At 62.8% G+C, this 16,631-nt stretch carries 15 protein-coding genes, 7 tRNA genes and 1 riboswitch; of the genes, 16 read left to right on the forward strand and 6 right to left on the reverse strand.

Annotated elements, in window-relative coordinates; genetic code table 11:
• Positions 1-149: 149 nt before the first annotated feature.
• From ACZ9A3_RS05585 to ACZ9A3_RS05605, 5 genes are all read right to left on the reverse strand, one after another.
• The gene (locus ACZ9A3_RS05585) at positions 150-1,196 is read right to left on the reverse strand and encodes an ornithine cyclodeaminase (RefSeq protein ID WP_093385303.1); all 1,047 of its coding nucleotides are present in this window, start codon (positions 1,194-1,196) and stop codon (positions 150-152) included.
• A 20-nt stretch (positions 1,197-1,216) separates the two neighbouring features.
• Positions 1,217-2,134 carry a citrulline utilization hydrolase CtlX gene (gene ctlX, locus ACZ9A3_RS05590; RefSeq protein WP_093387627.1) on the reverse strand — a complete coding sequence of 306 codons (918 nt, stop codon included), beginning with the start codon at positions 2,132-2,134 and terminating at the stop codon, positions 1,217-1,219.
• 133 nt (positions 2,135-2,267) lie between these two features.
• Positions 2,268-3,200, reverse strand: coding sequence for an ABC transporter substrate-binding protein (locus ACZ9A3_RS05595; RefSeq protein WP_476252213.1), 933 nt, complete (start codon positions 3,198-3,200; stop codon positions 2,268-2,270).
• The gene (locus tag ACZ9A3_RS05600; protein ID WP_045202155.1) at positions 3,197-3,583 is read right to left on the reverse strand and encodes a (2Fe-2S) ferredoxin domain-containing protein; all 387 of its coding nucleotides are present in this window, start codon (positions 3,581-3,583) and stop codon (positions 3,197-3,199) included. Before ACZ9A3_RS05600 ends, ACZ9A3_RS05595 begins: the two co-directional genes overlap by 4 nt.
• 106 nt (positions 3,584-3,689) lie before the next feature.
• Positions 3,690-3,893: riboswitch (cobalamin riboswitch) on the reverse strand.
• A 5-nt stretch (positions 3,894-3,898) separates the two neighbouring features.
• Positions 3,899-5,707, reverse strand: a complete 1,809-nt coding sequence (locus tag ACZ9A3_RS05605) for a sigma-54-dependent Fis family transcriptional regulator (RefSeq protein WP_213601985.1) — start codon at positions 5,705-5,707, stop codon at positions 3,899-3,901.
• Between the two features lie 244 nt (positions 5,708-5,951).
• Between ACZ9A3_RS05605 and ACZ9A3_RS05610 the strand changes: the two genes are divergently transcribed.
• The 6 genes from ACZ9A3_RS05610 to ACZ9A3_RS05635 are packed head-to-tail and all read left to right on the forward strand — an operon-like array spanning position 5,952 to position 11,886.
• A complete protein-coding gene (locus ACZ9A3_RS05610) occupies positions 5,952-7,046 on the forward strand; it encodes an ABC transporter ATP-binding protein (protein WP_213601983.1) in 1,095 nt (364 codons plus the stop codon).
• The gene (locus tag ACZ9A3_RS05615; RefSeq protein ID WP_093385287.1) at positions 7,046-8,143 is read left to right on the forward strand and encodes an ABC transporter ATP-binding protein; all 1,098 of its coding nucleotides are present in this window, start codon (positions 7,046-7,048) and stop codon (positions 8,141-8,143) included. Before ACZ9A3_RS05610 ends, ACZ9A3_RS05615 begins: the two co-directional genes overlap by 1 nt.
• Entirely contained in the window at positions 8,140-9,003 is an 864-nt protein-coding gene (locus ACZ9A3_RS05620; RefSeq protein ID WP_045202147.1) for a carbohydrate ABC transporter permease, read from the forward strand. The genes ACZ9A3_RS05615 and ACZ9A3_RS05620 overlap by 4 nt, the downstream gene beginning before the upstream one ends.
• Before the next feature lie 9 nt (positions 9,004-9,012).
• Complete coding sequence (locus ACZ9A3_RS05625; protein ID WP_045202146.1) at positions 9,013-9,813, forward strand: carbohydrate ABC transporter permease; 801 nt, start codon at positions 9,013-9,015, stop codon at positions 9,811-9,813.
• 10 nt (positions 9,814-9,823) lie between these two features.
• The gene (locus ACZ9A3_RS05630; protein WP_045202145.1) at positions 9,824-10,096 is read left to right on the forward strand and encodes a DUF2160 domain-containing protein; all 273 of its coding nucleotides are present in this window, start codon (positions 9,824-9,826) and stop codon (positions 10,094-10,096) included.
• A gap of 50 nt (positions 10,097-10,146) precedes the next feature.
• Positions 10,147-11,886 carry an ABC transporter substrate-binding protein gene (locus ACZ9A3_RS05635; RefSeq protein WP_045202144.1) on the forward strand — a complete coding sequence of 580 codons (1,740 nt, stop codon included), beginning with the start codon at positions 10,147-10,149 and terminating at the stop codon, positions 11,884-11,886.
• A gap of 61 nt (positions 11,887-11,947) precedes the next feature.
• Here ACZ9A3_RS05635 and folD read toward each other — a convergent pair whose 3' ends face one another.
• Complete coding sequence (folD, locus tag ACZ9A3_RS05640) at positions 11,948-12,802, reverse strand: bifunctional methylenetetrahydrofolate dehydrogenase/methenyltetrahydrofolate cyclohydrolase FolD (protein WP_093385281.1); 855 nt, start codon at positions 12,800-12,802, stop codon at positions 11,948-11,950.
• Positions 12,803-13,087: 285 nt separating this feature from the next.
• On the opposite strand from folD, the gene ACZ9A3_RS05645 reads away from it, so the two are divergent.
• From ACZ9A3_RS05645 to ACZ9A3_RS05690, 10 genes are all read left to right on the forward strand, one after another.
• Positions 13,088-13,164 (forward strand) — tRNA-Arg (locus ACZ9A3_RS05645).
• A gap of 41 nt (positions 13,165-13,205) precedes the next feature.
• Positions 13,206-13,281, forward strand: a tRNA-His gene (locus ACZ9A3_RS05650).
• A 53-nt stretch (positions 13,282-13,334) separates the two neighbouring features.
• Positions 13,335-13,419, forward strand: a tRNA-Leu gene (locus ACZ9A3_RS05655).
• An 83-nt stretch (positions 13,420-13,502) separates the two neighbouring features.
• Positions 13,503-13,578: transfer RNA gene (locus ACZ9A3_RS05660), tRNA-His, on the forward strand.
• Positions 13,579-13,631: 53 nt separating this feature from the next.
• A tRNA-Leu gene (locus tag ACZ9A3_RS05665) sits at positions 13,632-13,716 on the forward strand.
• An 83-nt stretch (positions 13,717-13,799) separates the two neighbouring features.
• Positions 13,800-13,875 (forward strand) — tRNA-His (locus ACZ9A3_RS05670).
• Positions 13,876-13,928: 53 nt separating this feature from the next.
• Positions 13,929-14,013: transfer RNA gene (locus ACZ9A3_RS05675), tRNA-Leu, on the forward strand.
• A gap of 210 nt (positions 14,014-14,223) precedes the next feature.
• Positions 14,224-14,796 (forward strand): STN domain-containing protein, encoded by a 573-nt coding sequence (locus ACZ9A3_RS05680; RefSeq protein ID WP_476252214.1) that lies wholly within the window; start codon positions 14,224-14,226, stop codon positions 14,794-14,796.
• Complete coding sequence (locus ACZ9A3_RS05685) at positions 14,793-15,623, forward strand: heme/hemin ABC transporter substrate-binding protein (RefSeq protein WP_093385269.1); 831 nt, start codon at positions 14,793-14,795, stop codon at positions 15,621-15,623. The genes ACZ9A3_RS05680 and ACZ9A3_RS05685 overlap by 4 nt, the downstream gene beginning before the upstream one ends.
• On the forward strand, positions 15,620-16,630 hold the full coding sequence (locus ACZ9A3_RS05690) for a FecCD family ABC transporter permease (protein WP_045202137.1): 1,011 nt from the start codon (positions 15,620-15,622) through the stop codon (positions 16,628-16,630). Before ACZ9A3_RS05685 ends, ACZ9A3_RS05690 begins: the two co-directional genes overlap by 4 nt.
• Position 16,631: the final 1 nt, after the last annotated feature.

Genomic DNA, 16,631 nt, shown 5'->3' on the forward strand with positions numbered 1-16,631 from the left:
TTTTTTGTGTCGTTTGCGCCGGCGTCGGCTGCCGGATTTTGCTGTTAACGCGTGAATGGCAGCCGAATCGGCTGGAGCACCTCCTGTTTGAGCTTCGTGTGCAGCGGTTTCCGATCTGCCGCACCGCGGCGCGGCAGAATCGGTCGGCCTCAGGCGCGTTTTTTCTGCAGGTCTGCAACCGGGGCGCGCAGCAGCGCGAACAGGTCTTTCGGGTCCTTGAGCTCCGGCACCAGGGCAATCTCGCTGCCGATGTCCAGGGCCTTGGCGACGTCCAGCACATAGCGCAGGGCCGAATAGTCCTCTAGAGCAAAGCCGACCGAATCGAACAGGGTCACTTGCTCGGCGTTTTCGCGCCCGGCGGCCTGGCCGTTGACCACTTGCCAGAATTCGGTGGTGGGCGAGTCGGCAGGCATTTGCTGGATTTCGCCTTCGATGCGGCTTTGCGGTTCGTACTCGACGATCACCCGGGCGCGCTCGACGATCTCGCGGTGCAGTTCGGTCTTGCCCGGGCAGTCGCCGCCGACGGCATTCAGGTGCATGCCAGGTTCGATCATTTGCGGAGTGAGGATGGTGGCGTAGGCCTTGTCGGCAGTCACCGTGGTGACAATATCGGCGCCGCGCACCGCGTCGGCGACAGAGCCGGCAACGCTGACCTTGATGGCCGGGAAGGCGGCGAGGTTGGCCACCAGCTTGGCGCTGGCCGCAGGGTCCAGGTCATACAGGCGGATGTCGTCGATGCCCAGCAGGGCATGGAAGGCCAGGGCCTGGAACTCGCTCTGTGAGCCGTTGCCGATCAGCGCCATGCTGCGGCTGTTTTTGCGCGCCAGGTAGCGCGCGGCCAGGGCCGAGGTGGCGGCGGTGCGGATGGCGGTGGTCAGGGTCATCTCGCTGAGCAGCACCGGCGCGCCGCTATCAACGTCGCCCAGGGCGCCGAAGGCCATCACTGTGAGCATGCCGCGCTGGGTGTTTTTCGGGTGGCCGTTGACGTACTTGAAGGCGTACAGGTTGGCATCGGACACCGGCATCAGCTCGATCACCCCGTCGGCCGAGTGGTTGGCCAGGCGCGCGCATTTTTCGAAGTCGTGCCAGCGCAGGTAGTCCTCACGGATGTACTCGGCCATCTCGCTGATGCAGGTGCTCAGGCCTTTGCGTGCCACCAGGCGGCTGAGGTCGGTAACGTCGATATAGCGGGTCATGGTGAACTCCTTTGTTGTAATCAGTGACGGACAGGCAGGTGCACTTCGGCGAGCATGCAGCGCGCGCTGCCGCCGCCGATGCGCTCGATATGGTCGATGTTCACCACCACCGGGTGGCTGTGCTGCTCGACCTGCCGGCGTTGTTCTGGGGTGAGCGAGCGCCAGGCGCTGCGCGACATCACCAGCAGTGGCTGGCCTTGCTTGTCGTGGACTTCGAGCATGTTGCCGGCAAAACCTTCGAGCTGGTCGAAGTCCAGGGCCAGGATGTCCTTGCCGGTGTCGCGCAGCGAATGCTCCAGGGCGCGACGCTCATCGGCCTCGGGCAGCGCCTGCAGGCAGACCACCGAGAGCCCGCGGCCGACGCTCATCATCACGTTGCTGTGATAGATCGGTGCCTGGTGGCGGTCGACGGCGTGGAACAGGCACAGGCGATAATCGAGCTGTTCGGCGAACAGGCGCAGGGCCTGGGTGTGGGTGCGCCCGGAGTGGCAGGCGTAGCTGATCCGGTGTTCGCGATCGAGGACCATGCTGCCGGTCCCTTCCAGATACATACTCTGCTGTTCCAAGGGGCTCAGATCGATGGTCTGACGGACGGCGAAGCGCTCTTCAAGCACCTTGAGCACGCCCTTGCTGCGCTCCAGGCGGCGGTTCTGGCCCTCCATCGGGTAGAGCACCAGGCTGCCGTCGGCGTGGCTGCTCCACCAGTTGTTGGGGAAGATCGAATCAGGGGTGTGCGGCGCCGGGGTGTCCTGCACCACCAGCACTTCGACACCGTGCTGGCGCAGGGTATCGACGTAGCCATCGAACTCTTCCAGCGCTTTCTGCTGTGCCTGCTGCGGGTCGAGCAGGGCTTGCTGGAAACGGTTGTTGAGGGCGGTGTCCGGGTTGAAGGCGAACCGCGCCGGGCGGATCATCAAGACTGTATTTGTTGTTTGCATCGAGGCACGCATCCGGGGTTGGCTGTGTGCTTATTGTCGACGTGATCAAGGATAAATCCCGGCTGAAGCGCATTGGGTGCTCAGCCGGTAAAGCTGAAATAGTGGGTTTGGCAGCGGATTCTGCTGCGACGGGTCAAGGCCGCTGTTGCTTCAAGGCGCGCAGTTGGCGCGCCAGGGTCAGGGCGGTACGGGCGCTGTGTTCGCCGGGCACGATATGGCTGAAGGGCAGGTCGATCAGGCGGTCGTCGCGTACCGCGCGCAGGTGCGAAAGCGCCGGGTGTTTATGCAGGTAGGCGCGCTTGCCGGCGGCCGGCGACCACACCGCATCGGCAAGGATGATCACGTCAGGATCGGCGCGCAGCAGGCGCTCGGCATCCACCGTAACCCGGTTCAGCTCCACCTCGGCGTACAGGTTGCGCCCGCCTGCTGCGTCGATCAACTGGGTGATGAAACCGCGCTTGCCTTCGCTTTGCAGGCCGTTGACCTCGCTGTCGAGGTAGAACACCGACAGCGGCGGGCTGTGCCCGGCGATGGTTTTGGCGGCGGCCAGGTCCTGGCGCTGGCGGGTGATCAACTGGCTGGCCCGGGCCTCGCGCTGCAACAGGTGGCCGAGGCTGCGCAGGTCTTGTTCAATGGCGGCAAAGCCGTTTTCCGGCGCTGGCGCGCAGGCGTTTTCCAGAAGGTAGCTGGCGATGCCGTTGGCCTGCAGGGTGGTGCGCGGGGCGACCCCGTCGCGGTCACGAAAGGCGCTGGCAAAGCCGCCGACCAGCAGGTCGTAACCTTGGGCATAGACCACTTCGGTTGCCGGGTAGCGACGCGACAGCAGGGGGACGCCGCGATAGCGTCCGCTGGTCAGCGCCTGGGCGTCATCATCTATATAGCTGACGGCGGCCAGCGCCGGGCCGGCGTCCAGGGCCAGCAGCAGGTCGGCGGCGTGCTGGTTGAGGGCCAGGATGCGTTGCGGGCGCTCCTGTGGCAGTTGCCAGGTGTGTCCGCAGTTCTGATAGTCCAGGGCCATGGCGCTGCTGCTCAACAGGGCCAGCACGCTGGCGCCCAACCCCCTCATGAGCCCTGGCCGTTGAGCAGCAACTCGGGCACCGGTTGGCCGTCGATCAGGTGCACACGCACCAGGCGCTGAGCGTCTTCGGCGTTGGCTACCCGGTACCAGCAGCGGTCCGGATATACCGTCAGCACCGGGCCGAGGTTGCACGGGAACTGGCAATGGCTGCGGGTCAGCAGCACGCCGTCAGTGGTTTCGATGCGGTTGGCCACCAGCAGCTCGCGGCGCAGGACTTTCCACAGTGGCAGGGCACCGCGTTGTACGCAGCGCGGGCCGGTGCAGAGCATCACATGGCGGGTATGCTCGGGGATCTGCGACCACTCCGGCTTGCTCTGGATTTGCTCTTCGGCGAGGCGGCCGCGGCGACGTTTGGGGGTTGTTGCTGTCATGGACTTCTCGAAAAATATTCGCGAAGCGCACAGGAGGGCCCCGGCCAACACGCGCCAGGCAGCCGGCTCGTGCCCGCCCTCCGCAGGTTTGCCTAAGTGACTGCATGCAGTCGTGGGGCTTCAGGCCGGTCTCCGGGCTTGCGAGGCGTAAAGTCATTCGCCTTCCCGTGCCTGTGGGCACAGTGGCGTGTTGAATGCTTCACTCGCTTACCGTTGCGGGGGCAGCGCCGGACTGGTCGATAACGACGCACCGGCTTCCCGTTTCACCTGACGCACGGCGGCGGCAGGCACCTGAAACTGGCAGGCATCTGACCATCAGCCCAGGCGTTCGTCAACTGCGCCGGCATGGCCCTGGGTGTGCAGGCGCTTGTACAGGGTGGTGCGGCTGATGCCGAGGGCCCGGGCCAGGGCCGAGATATTGCCATTGAGGGCACGCAGGCGCTGGCCGAGATCGTCAGTGTTTGCCGGCGTGGCCAGCACTGGCGCGGCGGGCTTGGTCTCAGGCAGGTCGGCAAAGAAACTGTCGGGCAGGTGCTCCACGGCAATCGGCCGTTCGCCGGCCAACGCCAGGGCCACCTGCAGCACGCTGGCCAGTTGTCGCAGGTTGCCCGGCCAGGGATGCTGAAGCAGCAGTTCCAGCACTTTGCCGGGCAATTGCGTCGGTGCCCCCGGTTCGCGGTACTGCTGGTGGAGCTGTTCGATCAGGGCCAGGCGGTCGCTGCGTTCGCGCAGCGGTGGCAGCATCAGGCTCAGGCCGGCGATGCGGTAGTACAGGTCCTGGCGAAAATGACCCAGGCGCACCTGTTCGGCGAGGTTGTGGTTGGTCGCCGAGACCACGCGGATATCCACCGGCGTCGGTTCGCCGCTGCCCAGTGGCTGGATGCTGCGGGTTTGCAGAAAGCGCAGCAGGCGTGCCTGGGTGGGCAGCGGCATGTCGCCGATTTCGTCGAGAAACAAAATGCCATGGTCGGCCTTGCGGATCAGTCCGATGTTGCCCTTGTGGTGGGCGCCGGTGAACGCGCCTTTCTCGTAGCCGAACAGCTCCGACTCGACCAGCTCGGCCGGAATCGCCGCGCAGTTCACCGCAATCAATGGCTGCGTGGCGCGGCTACTGGCGCGGTGCAGGGCGGTGACAAAGACCTCCTTGCCGGCGCCGGTTTCGCCCTCGATCAACAGCGGGATGTCTTTTTCCAGCAGCAACCCGGCCTGGCGCAGGGCCTTGTCGATACGCGGATCGCAGCTTGGTTGCGGGCGGTTGAGCGCTGCTGCTGGTGATGCTGTGGGGGCATGCAGCAGGCAATGGAAGCGGTTGCGCCCGGCCACCTGCAGCGCAAATGGCTGGTCAGCCCGGTGGGCCAACAGTTGCGCCAGCGGCGTGCGGAACAACTGCTCCAGGTTCAGTTGCAGTGGGTTCTGCCCAAGCAGACTGTCGGCCCGACGGTTGGCCGCCAGCACCCGGCCCTGGTCATCGAACACCAACAGCCCGGCCCATTGGCTGTCGAGGTTGTTGGCCCCGGTGTTGAAGCTCAGCTGTTGGTAGTGCCCGGCAAAACGCGCCAGGATCAGGCGGTTCTCCAGGCTCTGGCTCATCATCCGTACCAGGCCCTGAGTTTGCGCCGTCGGCAGGTAGCTGTCGCTGGACACATCGAGCACGCCGATCAGCTGGCGCTCGGCATCGAACAGCGGCGCGGCGGCGCTGGCCATGAAGCGGTTGAGCTTGAGGAAGTGTTCGTCCTGGCTGACATGTACCGCTTCGCCGGTGGCCAGGGCTGTGCCGATGGCGTTGGTGCCCACCCCTTGCTCGCGCCAGCAGGCACCGGCGACAAAGCCGTGGCGCTGGCGCGGGTCGATAAAGCGCCGGGTGCCCCAGGCATCGAGCAACTGGCCGTGATCGTCGCTGAGCATGATCAGGTAGCTGGAGTTACCCAGCAGGTGCGCGTACTGCGGCAGCACCTCGTCGCGAGTGGTGCCCAGCAGCGAGTGCTGGCGTTCGAGCAGCTCGCTGACCTGCACAGTAGATGCGTCGCCGAACTGCGGTTGCGACTGGTGGTCCAGGCCGTAGGCGCGGCAGCGCTGCCAGGACGCCTGGATCAGTTGCGCATGGGCGCTGGTGGATGCGGCCATGGGCCCGTCCTCTGCCGGCGGCAGTGTTGTTGTTTTTGTGTGATCCAGTGTTGTTCAGTCCTGTTCATTGTCAATGCCGCGGCTGTTCAACCGTGCAGTGAAGGTTGTTCATTTGTGTTCAGGAGTGAACTTTGGCAAAGCCACAATCTGCTGAAAGTCCTTTGCCGACAACGGCTTGGCCAGCGCTGGCATGAATCTCGCTCTATAGCAGGCGCCTGTCCGCTAACAACAAGAAGGCCGCGCCATGTCGCTCACCCTTGAGCATGTCAGCCGTACCGTGGATAACCAGCTGTGCATCGACGATGCCTGCCTGCGCTTCGAACCCGGCTCGTTCAATGTGCTGCTCGGCCGCACCCTGGCCGGCAAGACCAGCCTTATGCGCCTGATGGCCGGGCTTGATCGGCCGGACCGTGGCCGGGTGCTGATGAATGGCGAGGATGTCACCGGCCGGCCGGTGCGCCAGCGCAACGTGTCGATGGTCTATCAGCAGTTCATCAATTATCCGACCTTGAGTGTGTTCGAGAACATCGCCTCGCCCTTGCGCCAGGCGCGCATGGGCGAAGCGCTGATCCGCGAGAAGGTCCAGCAGACCGCGCAGATGCTGCGTATCGAACCGTATCTGCAGCGCTTGCCGCTGGAGCTTTCCGGTGGCCAGCAGCAACGCACGGCCATGGCCCGGGCACTGGTCAAGGATGCCGAGCTGATCCTCTTCGACGAACCGCTGGTGAACCTCGACTACAAGCTGCGCGAAGAGCTGCGCCAGGAGATGCGCGAGCTGTTCGCCGCGCGCCACTGCATTGCCGTGTACGCCACCACCGAACCCAACGAGGCCCTGGCCCTGGGCGGCACCACCACCATCCTCCATGAAGGGCGCATCGTCCAGAGCGGGCCCACTGCTCAGGTTTACCACCAGCCGCGCACGGTGCTGGCCGCCGAGCTGTTTTCCGAACCGCCGATCAACCTGATGCCCGGGCGTATCAACGGCAACGAAGTGAGTTTTGCCGGTGCTGTGCATTTCGCCATGAACGCCGACCTGCGCCGCATCGGCGATGGCGACTACCGCTTCGGCGTGCGTCCGAGCCATATCAGCCTGGTGCCGTCCAACGACGATGACCTGGAGCTGGCGGTGCTGGTGGAGCTGGCGGAAATCAGCGGCTCGGAAACCTTCCTGCATGTGCGCAACGAGCACTTTCGCCTGGTCCTGCACTTGCCAGGGGTGCACGAGTACCACGTCGATGCGCCGATCCGGGTGTTCATCCCCACCCACAAGCTGTTCGTCTTCGACCCCGCCGGGCAACTGGTGCAGGCCCCGGGCTTGCGTGAAACGAGGGTCGCCTGATGGCCGAGATTCGTCTGCAGCAGCTGGCCCATAGCTACAGCCGTGCCCCCCAGGGTGCGGACGACTATGCCTTGCGTGAGCTTGAACATGTCTGGGAGCAAGGCGGCGCCTACGCCTTGCTCGGCCCATCGGGGTGCGGCAAGTCGACCTTGCTCAATATCATTTCCGGGTTGCTCAGCCCGTCCCACGGCCAGGTACTGTTCGATGGCAAGGTGGTCAACGAACTGTCGCCACAGGCGCGCAACATCGCCCAGGTGTTTCAGTTTCCGGTGGTCTACGACACCATGACGGTGTTCGACAATCTGGCCTTCCCGCTGCGCAACCAGGGCCTGGATGAAGCGCGCATTGCCAGCAAGGTGGCCGAGATCGCCGAGGTGCTCGACCTCGGCAACCTGCTGAAGAAAAAAGCCCGCAACCTTAGCGCCGATGAAAAGCAGAAGGTCTCCATGGGCCGTGGGCTGGTGCGCGACGACGTCTCGGCGATCCTCTTTGACGAGCCGCTGACGGTGATCGACCCGCACCTTAAGTGGAAGCTGCGGCGCAAGCTCAAGCAGATCCACGAGCAGTTCAATATCACCATGATCTACGTCACCCACGATCAGCTCGAAGCCTCGACCTTCGCCGACAAGATCGCGGTGATGTATGGCGGCCAGATCGTCCAGTTCGGCACCCCGCGCGAGTTGTTCGAGCGTCCGCGCCATACCTTCGTCGGCTATTTCATCGGCAGCCCGGGGATGAACCTGATCCCGGTGCAGGTGCAGCCTGGTGGCGTCGGCTTCGCCGGCATTCACCTGGCGTTGCCGCTGGAGTTGCAGGCGCGCCTGGCTGCGACCAGTGCCGTGCGCCTGCAAGTGGGCATCCGCCCGGAATTCGTCCAGGTCTGGGACACCCCGTTCGACGAAGGCTTCAGCGCCCGGGTGGTGGATGTCGAAGACCTGGGTACCTACAAGATTCTCAGCCTCGACCTGCAAGGCGTGCCGCTCAAAGTGCGCCTGGGCGAGGACCGCACGCTGCCCGAGGGCCAGGCCTGGATCAGTTTTCCGGCGCAGTGGCTGATGCTCTATGCCGATGACGTACTGCTGGAGGCCCGGCCATGAACAAAGTGCCCAACAACAAGGCCTGGTGGCTGGTGCTGCCGGTGTTCCTGCTGGTGGCGTTCAGCGCTGTGGTGCCGATGATGACCGTGGTCAACTACTCGGTGCAGGACATTTTCGACCAGTCCAGTCGCTACTTCGTCGGCGCCGACTGGTACCGCCAGGTGCTGCAGGATCCGCGCCTGCACGACTCGCTGTTGCGCCAGTTCATCTATTCGGCCTGCGTGCTGCTGATCGAAATCCCCCTGGGCATCGCCATCGCCCTGACCATGCCGACCAAGGGCCGTTGGTCGTCGCTGTGCCTGATCGTCATGGCCATTCCGCTGCTGATCCCGTGGAACGTGGTCGGCACCATCTGGCAGATTTTCGGCCGCGCCGACATCGGCCTGCTGGGCGCTTCGCTCAACCAGCTGGGCATCAGCTACAACTACGCCGCCAACACCATGGATGCCTGGGTCACGGTGCTGGTGATGGACGTCTGGCACTGGACCTCGCTGGTGGCGCTGCTGTGTTACTCCGGCTTGCGCGCAATCCCCGATGTCTATTACCAGGCGGCGCGCATCGACCGCGCTTCGGCCTGGGCAGTGTTCCGGCATATCCAGTTGCCGAAGATGAAGAACGTGCTGTTGATCGCGGTGATGCTGCGCTTCATGGACAGCTTCATGATCTACACCGAGCCGTTCGTGCTCACCGGTGGCGGGCCTGGCAATGCCACCACTTTCCTCAGCCAGACCCTGACGCAGATGGCCGTGGGGCAGTTCGACCTGGGTCCGGCGGCGGCGTTCTCGCTGGTGTACTTCCTGATCATCCTGCTGGTGTCGTGGCTGTTCTATACCGCCATGACCCACGCCGACAAACAGTAGGGGCCGCCCATGAACCTGCGCAAGACGCTGGCGCTGCTGCTGTACATTCTGTTCCTGCTGGTGCCGATCTACTGGCTGCTGAACATGTCGTTCAAGAGCAACACCGAGATCCTCGGCGGCCTGACCCTGTGGCCGCAGAACTTCACCTTCGACAACTACCGGGTGATCTTCACCGACCCCAGTTGGTACAGCGGCTATATCAACTCGCTGTACTACGTGTGCCTGAACACAGTGATCTCGCTGAGCGTGGCCTTGCCGGCCGCCTATGCCTTTTCGCGCTACCGGTTTCTGGGCGACAAGCACCTGTTCTTCTGGCTGCTGACCAACCGCATGGCGCCGCCGGCGGTGTTCCTGCTGCCATTCTTCCAGTTGTATTCCTCCATTGGCCTGTTCGATACGCACATTGCCGTGGCCCTGGCCCACTGCCTGTTCAACGTACCGTTGGCGGTGTGGATCCTTGAGGGCTTCATGTCCGGGGTGCCCAAGGAGATCGACGAAACCGCCTACATCGATGGCTATAGCTTCCCGCGGTTCTTCGTGAAGATCTTCGTCCCGCTGATTGGCTCCGGCATCGGAGTCACGGCGTTTTTCTGCTTCATGTTTTCCTGGGTCGAATTGCTGCTGGCGCGCACCCTGACCTCGGTGAATGCCAAGCCGATTGCCGCGGTAATGACCCGCACGGTGTCGGCCTCGGGGATCGACTGGGGCGTGCTGGCCGCCGCCGGGGTATTGACCATTCTGCCGGGCATGCTGGTGATCTGGTTTGTCCGCAACCATGTGGCCAAGGGCTTTGCCCTGGGCCGGGTCTGAGGAGCGCGCTATGGACTGGATGGCCTGGACCCTGCCGACGGCGATCTTCTTCGCCGCGATCGGCCTGTTGCTGCTGGGCATGACGGTGTACGAGCTGCGCCGGCCATGCGTCGAGCGTCGCGGCTTTCTGCCGATTGCCACCACCCGTGGCGACCGGCTGTTCATTGCTTTGCTGGGCAGCGCTTACCTGCATTTGCTGGTAATCGGGCTCAGCGACTGGAACCTGTGGGTGGCCTCGCTGCTGTCCCTGGCCTGGCTGTTGGTGGTGATGCGCTGGGGGTAGCCGAGGGCAATCGGCGCGCCTGGGTGAAAATACTCAATCGGGAGATCACAATGTTCGACAACAACAAGAACCGGCGACATTTGACCCTGGCAGCCCTGCTGGTGCTGGGCAGCTTTCACGCCAGCGCCTGGGCCGATGCCTACGAAGATGCCGCGAAAAAATGGATCGGCAGCGAGTTCAAGCCTTCGACCCTGACTCCCGAGCAGCAGCTCGAAGAGTTGAAGTGGTTCATCAAGGCTTCCGAGCCGTTTCGCGGGATGAAGATCAACGTGGTGTCGGAAACCATCGCCACCCATGAATACGAGTCCAAGGTGCTGGCCAAGGCCTTCAGCGAGATCACCGGGATCAAGCTGACCCACGACCTGCTGCAAGAAGGTGACGTGGTAGAAAAGCTGCAGACGCAGATGCAGTCGGACAAGAACATCTACGACGGCTGGGTCAATGATTCCGACCTGATCGGTACGCACTTTCGCTACGGCAAGACTGAGTCGATCACCGACCTGATGGCCAATGAAGGCAAGGACTACACCTCGCCAACCCTGGACCTCAAGGACTTTATCGGCATCTCCTTCACCACCGCGCCGGACGGCAAGGTTTACCAGCTGCCCGACCAGCAGTTCGCCAACCTCTACTGGTTCCGCGCCGACTGGTTCGACCGCCCCGACCTCAAGGCCAAGTTCAAGGAAAAGTACGGCTACGAACTGGGCGTGCCGGTGAACTGGTCGGCCTATGAAGACATCGCCAAGTTTTTCAGCGAGGACGTCAAGGAAATCGACGGCAAGCGTGTCTACGGGCACATGGACTACGGCAAGAAAGACCCGTCACTGGGCTGGCGCTTCACCGACGCCTGGTTCTCCATGGCCGGCGGCGGCGACAAGGGCTTGCCCAATGGCCTGCCGGTGGACGAATGGGGGATTCGCGTCGAGGACTGCCACCCGGTCGGTTCCAGTGTCACCCGTGGCGGCGATACCAACGGCCCGGCGGCGGTGTATGCCACGCAAAAATATGTCGACTGGATGCGCGCCTATGCACCGCCCGAGGCCCAGGGCATGACCTTCTCCGAGTCCGGGCCGGTACCGTCCCAGGGCAACATCGCCCAGCAGATCTTCTGGTACACAGCCTTTACCGCCGACATGACCAAGCCGGGCCTGCCGGTGATGAACGCCGACGGCACGCCGAAGTGGCGCATGGCGCCGTCGCCCAAGGGGCCGTACTGGGAGGAGGGCATGAAGCTGGGTTATCAGGACGCCGGCTCCTGGACCTTCCTCAAGTCGACCCCGGAGAAGCAACGCCTGGCGGCCTGGCTGTACGCCCAGTTCGTCACCTCCAAGACCGTCTCGCTGAAAAAGACCATCGTCGGCCTGACGCCGATCCGCGAGTCTGATATCAACTCCCAGGCCATGACTGACCTTGCGCCCAAGCTCGGCGGCCTGGTGGAGTTCTACCGCAGCCCGGCGCGGGTGCAATGGACCCCGACCGGCACCAACGTGCCGGATTACCCGCGCCTGGCTCAGCTGTGGTGGAGCCACATTGCCGAGGCGGCCAGTGGCGAGAAAACCCCGCAACAGGCGCTCGACGGCCTGGCCAAGGATCAGGACGCGATCCTTGCTCGTCTGGAGCGTTCCAAGGCCCAGGCCACCTGTGCGCCGAAGCTCAATCCCGAGAAAGATGCTCAGTACTGGTTTGATCAGCCCGGTGCGCCGAAGCCGAAACTGGCCAACGAGAAGCCCCAGGGCGAGACCGTGAGCTACAGCGAGCTGCTCAAATCCTGGGAGGCTGCGCGCAAATAACCACACAGGCACAAAAAAACGGCACCTTCACAGGTGCCGTTTTTTATCCCGCCATCAACACTTACTTATGCAGCTCTTCGGCCGCATACAGGGTGTTTTCCAGCAGGCAGGCGCGGGTCATCGGCCCGACGCCACCCGGTACCGGGGTGATCCAGCCGGCGCGGGGCAGGGCGGTCTCGTAGACCACATCGCCCACCAGCTTGCCATCTTCCTGGCGGTTGATGCCGACGTCGATGACGATCGCGCCTTCCTTGATCCACTCACCCTTGACCAGGCCCGGCTTGCCGGCAGCCACTACCACCAGGTCGGCGCGGCCGACGTGACCGGCCAGATCCTTGGTGAAGCGGTGGGTGACGGTCACGGTGCAACCGGCCAGCAGCAGTTCCATGGCCATCGGCCGGCCAACGATGTTGGAGGCGCCAACGACCACCGCGTTCATGCCGTACAGGTCCTGGCCGGTGCTTTCGAGCAGGGCCATGATGCCTTTTGGAGTGCACGGGCGCAGCAGCGGGATACGCTGGGCCAGGCGGCCGACGTTATACGGATGGAAACCATCGACGTCCTTGTCGGGGCGAATGCGCTCGAGCAGCAGCGAGGCATCCAGGTGCGCCGGCAATGGCAGTTGCAGGAGGATGCCGTCGATGTTCGGGTCGTCATTGAGGCGATCGATCAGCTCGGTCAGGGCTTGCTGCGTGGTATCGCTGGGCAGGTCGAAGGCCTGGGAGTTGAAGCCGACCTCTTCGCAATCCTTGCGCTTGTGCGAGACATAGACTTGAGAAGCGGGGTCGGTGCCGACCAGGATCACCGCCAGGCCAGGCGTACGCAGGCCTTGCTGGCGACGCTCCACGACACGTTGGGCGATCTGCTGGCGCAGGCTGGCGGCGATCGCCTTGCCGTCGATAAGGTGTGCAGTCATGACGCGTGATTAACCATCGAGAGGGAATAAAAAGAGCGCGCATTCTCGCATGAAGGGGCCCGAGGGCAAAGGCGCTTGGTCTGGCAATTGCCCTAAGCCCTTAAATAAAATGAATTTTTTTTAGAAAACTGTTGACGACCTTTCCACTCGTCTATAAGATTCGTCGCACTTGTCGGGCAGAGCCTAGCACTGGTTAGCAAGGTCAGGCAGAATGAGCAGATTTTTTAGCTTGTTCGGTACGGCTAAAAGTTAATTTGTAATCGTCACAGAAAGCAGATTAAATATGCGCCCGTAGCTCAGCTGGATAGAGCATCCGCCTTCTAAGCGGATGGTCGCAGGTTCGAGTCCTGCCGGGTGCGCCAATCGGCAGCTTTGGCACAAGTAAAGCGGTAACTGCAATATGGTGGACGTAGCTCAGTTGGTAGAGCGCAGGATTGTGATTCCTGTGGTCGTGGGTTCGATTCCCATCGTCCACCCCATATTCCAAAAGGCGCCTGATGAAAGTCTGGCGCCTTTGCTTTAAAAGCGTCATGCGGACGTGGTGAAATTGGTAGACACACTGGATTTAGGTTCCAGCGGCGCAAGCTGTAAGAGTTCGAGTCTCTTCGTCCGCACCATCCAACGTTTCACCGCCCTTCGCTGAAGCGCGTGAATGTTTCAAAAGCAGCTTTGACAGGTGCAAAGCGGCACATGCAATATGGTGGACGTAGCTCAGTTGGTAGAGCGCAGGATTGTGATTCCTGTGGTCGTGGGTTCGATTCCCATCGTCCACCCCATATTCCCAAAGGCGCCTGATGAAAGTCTGGCGCCTTTGCTTTAAAAGCGTCATGCGGACGTGGTGAAATTGGTAGACACACTGGATTTAGGTTCCAGCGGCGCAAGCTGTAAGAGTTCGAGTCTCTTCGTCCGCACCATCCAACGTTTCACCGCCCTTCGCTGAAGCGCGTGAATGTTTCAAAAGCAGCTTTGACAGGTGCAAAGCGGCACATGCAATATGGTGGACGTAGCTCAGTTGGTAGAGCGCAGGATTGTGATTCCTGTGGTCGTGGGTTCGATTCCCATCGTCCACCCCATATTCCCAAAGGCGCCCGATGAAAATCCGGCGCCTTTGTTTTAAACGCTTCATGCGGACGTGGTGAAATTGGTAGACACACTGGATTTAGGTTCCAGCGGCGCAAGCTGTAAGAGTTCGAGTCTCTTCGTCCGCACCATCCAAGCTTTCACCGCCCTTCACTGAAGCGCGAGAAAGCCTCGAAAAAGCCGCCTTGTGCGGCTTTTTTCGTTTCCAGGGTTTGATTCCTGCCTGCTGGTTTCCGGCCAAATAGAAAATAGTTTCAGATGGGACTGATTTTCATTTCCCTTTTTGCTTCCCTCGCGTGACCTCTCCTACAAGATCATTTCAATCTGCAAGGGAGCGCCTCGTGAAGAGCACACAGCCGGCCGCCGTTCAGCGGCTGCAGCCAAACAACAAAAACGCTGCACGCAAGATTGCCTGCAGTGCGCTGACCGCACTGGCTTTGGCGGGCGGCAGCAGCGCCTGGTCGTTGGCCAATGCCGCTGAAGGAGGCGCGACCCAGCAGGCGCCGCTGCGCAAGCATTATGAAATTGCGCCAGGGCAGTTGGCGCCGGCCTTGAACCAGTTGGCCACCGCTACCGGGGTGATCCTCACCTTCGATCCGCAACTCAGCGAGAACCGCAGCACCCAGGGCCTGAGCGGCGAGTACACCCTCAAGGAGGCTTTCGACCTGCTGCTGATGGGCACTGGCCTGTGGGTTGAGCGGCTCAAAGATCATACCTGCTTCAGGATCGCCGATGCGCCGGATGCGCAGATCTGGCGGGTTTACAAACCGAACCAGGTCGGCGGCGTCACCAGCCTCGAGTTTTTTGATGCCGAGCAGCGTCTGATTGTCCAGGTCTTTGCTCGTCGTCCGGCGGGGCAGCCTGAACAACCGGCCTGGCGTGAGTGGCTGGATGCCCTGGAGGCGGCGCGATGAAGGCTTTGCTGCTTGGCGTGCTGGCGGCCTGTGCGGTCATGACCGTGCAGGCCGAAACCGCCGATACGCTGGTGATCGGCAACGACCTGGCGGAAATTGTCGAGCGCCTGGGCGGTACTTCGCGCCTGGTCGGGCGCGATGATTCCAGTCGCTTTCCGCAGGCCATCGCCAACCTGCCGTCGGTGGGGTACATGCGCCAGCTCTCGGCAGAAGGGGTGCTGGCGCTCAAGCCGCAACGGCTGCTGATCAGCGATGCTGCCCGTCCGGCTATCGTGCTGCGTCAGTTGAGCGGCCTGGGGCTTGAAGTGCTGAGCATTGCCCGCGGCAAGGGTGTCGGCGATATCCCGGCAAAGATCGAGCAGGTGGCGGCGGCCATGAACCTACAGGCGCAGGCGCAACCGTTGCTTGATGAGCAGCGACAGTTGGCTGGGCAGTTGGCCAAGACGCCGGCGCTCAAAGGACCGAAGGCGCTGTTCATTTTCAATCATGCCGGCATGACGCCGCTGATCATGGGGCAAGGCACCGAAGCTCAGGCGGCACTGGCGCAGGCGGGGATCGAAAACTGCGCGACCTTCAATGCCTATAAGCAAGTGGCGGCTGAAGCCATGGTGTCACTGGCGCCGGATTTCGTCATCGTCAGCCGCGCCGGGCTGGCGGCACTTGGGGGTGAAGACAACCTGTGGAAACTGGGCGGCCTGGCCCATACCCCGGCCGGACAGCATCGGCGCTTGGTGCAGGTCGATGACCAGGCGCTGCTCAACCTCGGGCCGCGCACGGTGCAGGCCATGCTGCAGCTACGCCAGGACGCAGGAGCGCTGTTTCCATGAGGCGCGCAAGCAGCGTCTCGCTGCCGATACTGATGCTGATGCTGGCAGGGCTGTGCGCCCTGCTGGTGGTGTGTTCGCTGGTCGGTAGTATCGGCTTGTCGCCACGGATTGTGTTCGGTGATCTGCCCACCGCCCTGGAGTGGCAGGTCTGGAGCGAAGTGCGCCTGCCGCGTCTGCTGCTGGCAGTGCTGGTGGGCTCGACCCTGGCGGTGGGCGGCACGGCGATGCAAGGCCTGTTTCGCAACCCCCTGGCCGACCCGACCCTGCTCGGCCAGGCCAGCGGCGCCGGGCTGGCGGTGTCGATCTGGGTCGTACTGTTCAATGGCCGCTTTGCCGGGTTGGAGCTTTATGGGCAGTTTTTCGCAGGCTTTATTGGCGCGTTGCTGGTGACCCTGGTGATTTTTCGTATTGGCCGCGGCTACAAAGGGCGCGAGTCGACCATCACCTTGTTGCTGGCCGGCTTGGTCATCAACACCCTGACCGGTGCCCTGGGCGGCATCCTCACCTTTGTCGCCAGCGAAGAGCAGTTGCGCCAGCTGAGCTTGTGGGGCATGGGCAGCCTGAGCAGCGCCGAGTGGTCGACCGTATCGGTGGCCGCCCTGGTCTTGCCCCTGAGCTTGTGGGTGCTGGCGCGCTGCGCGGGCGATCTGGACTTGTTTCAGCTGGGCGAGGTGTCTGCGCACGCCGCCGGGCTGGATGGCGACCGGTTGAAAAACCGTGTGGTGCTGGCTTCGTCGCTGGGCGTGGGCCTGTGCGTGGCGCTGAGCGGCATCATCGGCTTTATCGGCCTGCTGGTGCCGCATTGCCTGCGCCTGTATTTCGGCCCGGGCCACCGTTTGCTGATTCCGGCTTCAATGCTCTGCGGAGCGATCCTGTTGCTGGTCGCCGATACCCTGGCACGCAGTCTTACCAGCCCGGCGGAAATCCCCGTCGGCCTGGTCACCAGCATTATTGGCGGGCCGTACTTTCTCTGGTTGTTACTCGGTCGCAAGGTGCGGGAGTTTTGAC

This window comes from Pseudomonas sp. TE4620, from assembly GCF_056279045.1.

Bases quoted from the DNA above. Each gene is read 5' to 3' on its own strand.
- ctlX (WP_093387627.1), bottom strand. From the start codon at position 2,134: ATGCAAACAACAAATACAGTCTTGATGATCCGCCCGGCGCGGTTCGCC.
- ACZ9A3_RS05605 (WP_213601985.1), bottom strand. From the start codon at position 5,707: ATGGCCGCATCCACCAGCGCCCATGCGCAACTGATCCAGGCGTCCTGG.
- ACZ9A3_RS05690 (WP_045202137.1), top strand. From the start codon at position 15,620: ATGAGGCGCGCAAGCAGCGTCTCGCTGCCGATACTGATGCTGATGCTG.
- ACZ9A3_RS05620 (WP_045202147.1), top strand. From the start codon at position 8,140: ATGAACAAAGTGCCCAACAACAAGGCCTGGTGGCTGGTGCTGCCGGTG.
- ACZ9A3_RS05685 (WP_093385269.1), top strand. From the start codon at position 14,793: ATGAAGGCTTTGCTGCTTGGCGTGCTGGCGGCCTGTGCGGTCATGACC.
- ACZ9A3_RS05610 (WP_213601983.1), top strand. From the start codon at position 5,952: ATGTCGCTCACCCTTGAGCATGTCAGCCGTACCGTGGATAACCAGCTG.
- ACZ9A3_RS05600 (WP_045202155.1), bottom strand. From the start codon at position 3,583: ATGACAGCAACAACCCCCAAACGTCGCCGCGGCCGCCTCGCCGAAGAG.
- ACZ9A3_RS05625 (WP_045202146.1), top strand. From the start codon at position 9,013: ATGAACCTGCGCAAGACGCTGGCGCTGCTGCTGTACATTCTGTTCCTG.
- ACZ9A3_RS05630 (WP_045202145.1), top strand. From the start codon at position 9,824: ATGGACTGGATGGCCTGGACCCTGCCGACGGCGATCTTCTTCGCCGCG.
- ACZ9A3_RS05585 (WP_093385303.1), bottom strand. From the start codon at position 1,196: ATGACCCGCTATATCGACGTTACCGACCTCAGCCGCCTGGTGGCACGC.
- ACZ9A3_RS05595 (WP_476252213.1), bottom strand. From the start codon at position 3,200: ATGAGGGGGTTGGGCGCCAGCGTGCTGGCCCTGTTGAGCAGCAGCGCC.
- ACZ9A3_RS05615 (WP_093385287.1), top strand. From the start codon at position 7,046: ATGGCCGAGATTCGTCTGCAGCAGCTGGCCCATAGCTACAGCCGTGCC.
- folD (WP_093385281.1), bottom strand. From the start codon at position 12,802: ATGACTGCACACCTTATCGACGGCAAGGCGATCGCCGCCAGCCTGCGC.
- ACZ9A3_RS05635 (WP_045202144.1), top strand. From the start codon at position 10,147: ATGTTCGACAACAACAAGAACCGGCGACATTTGACCCTGGCAGCCCTG.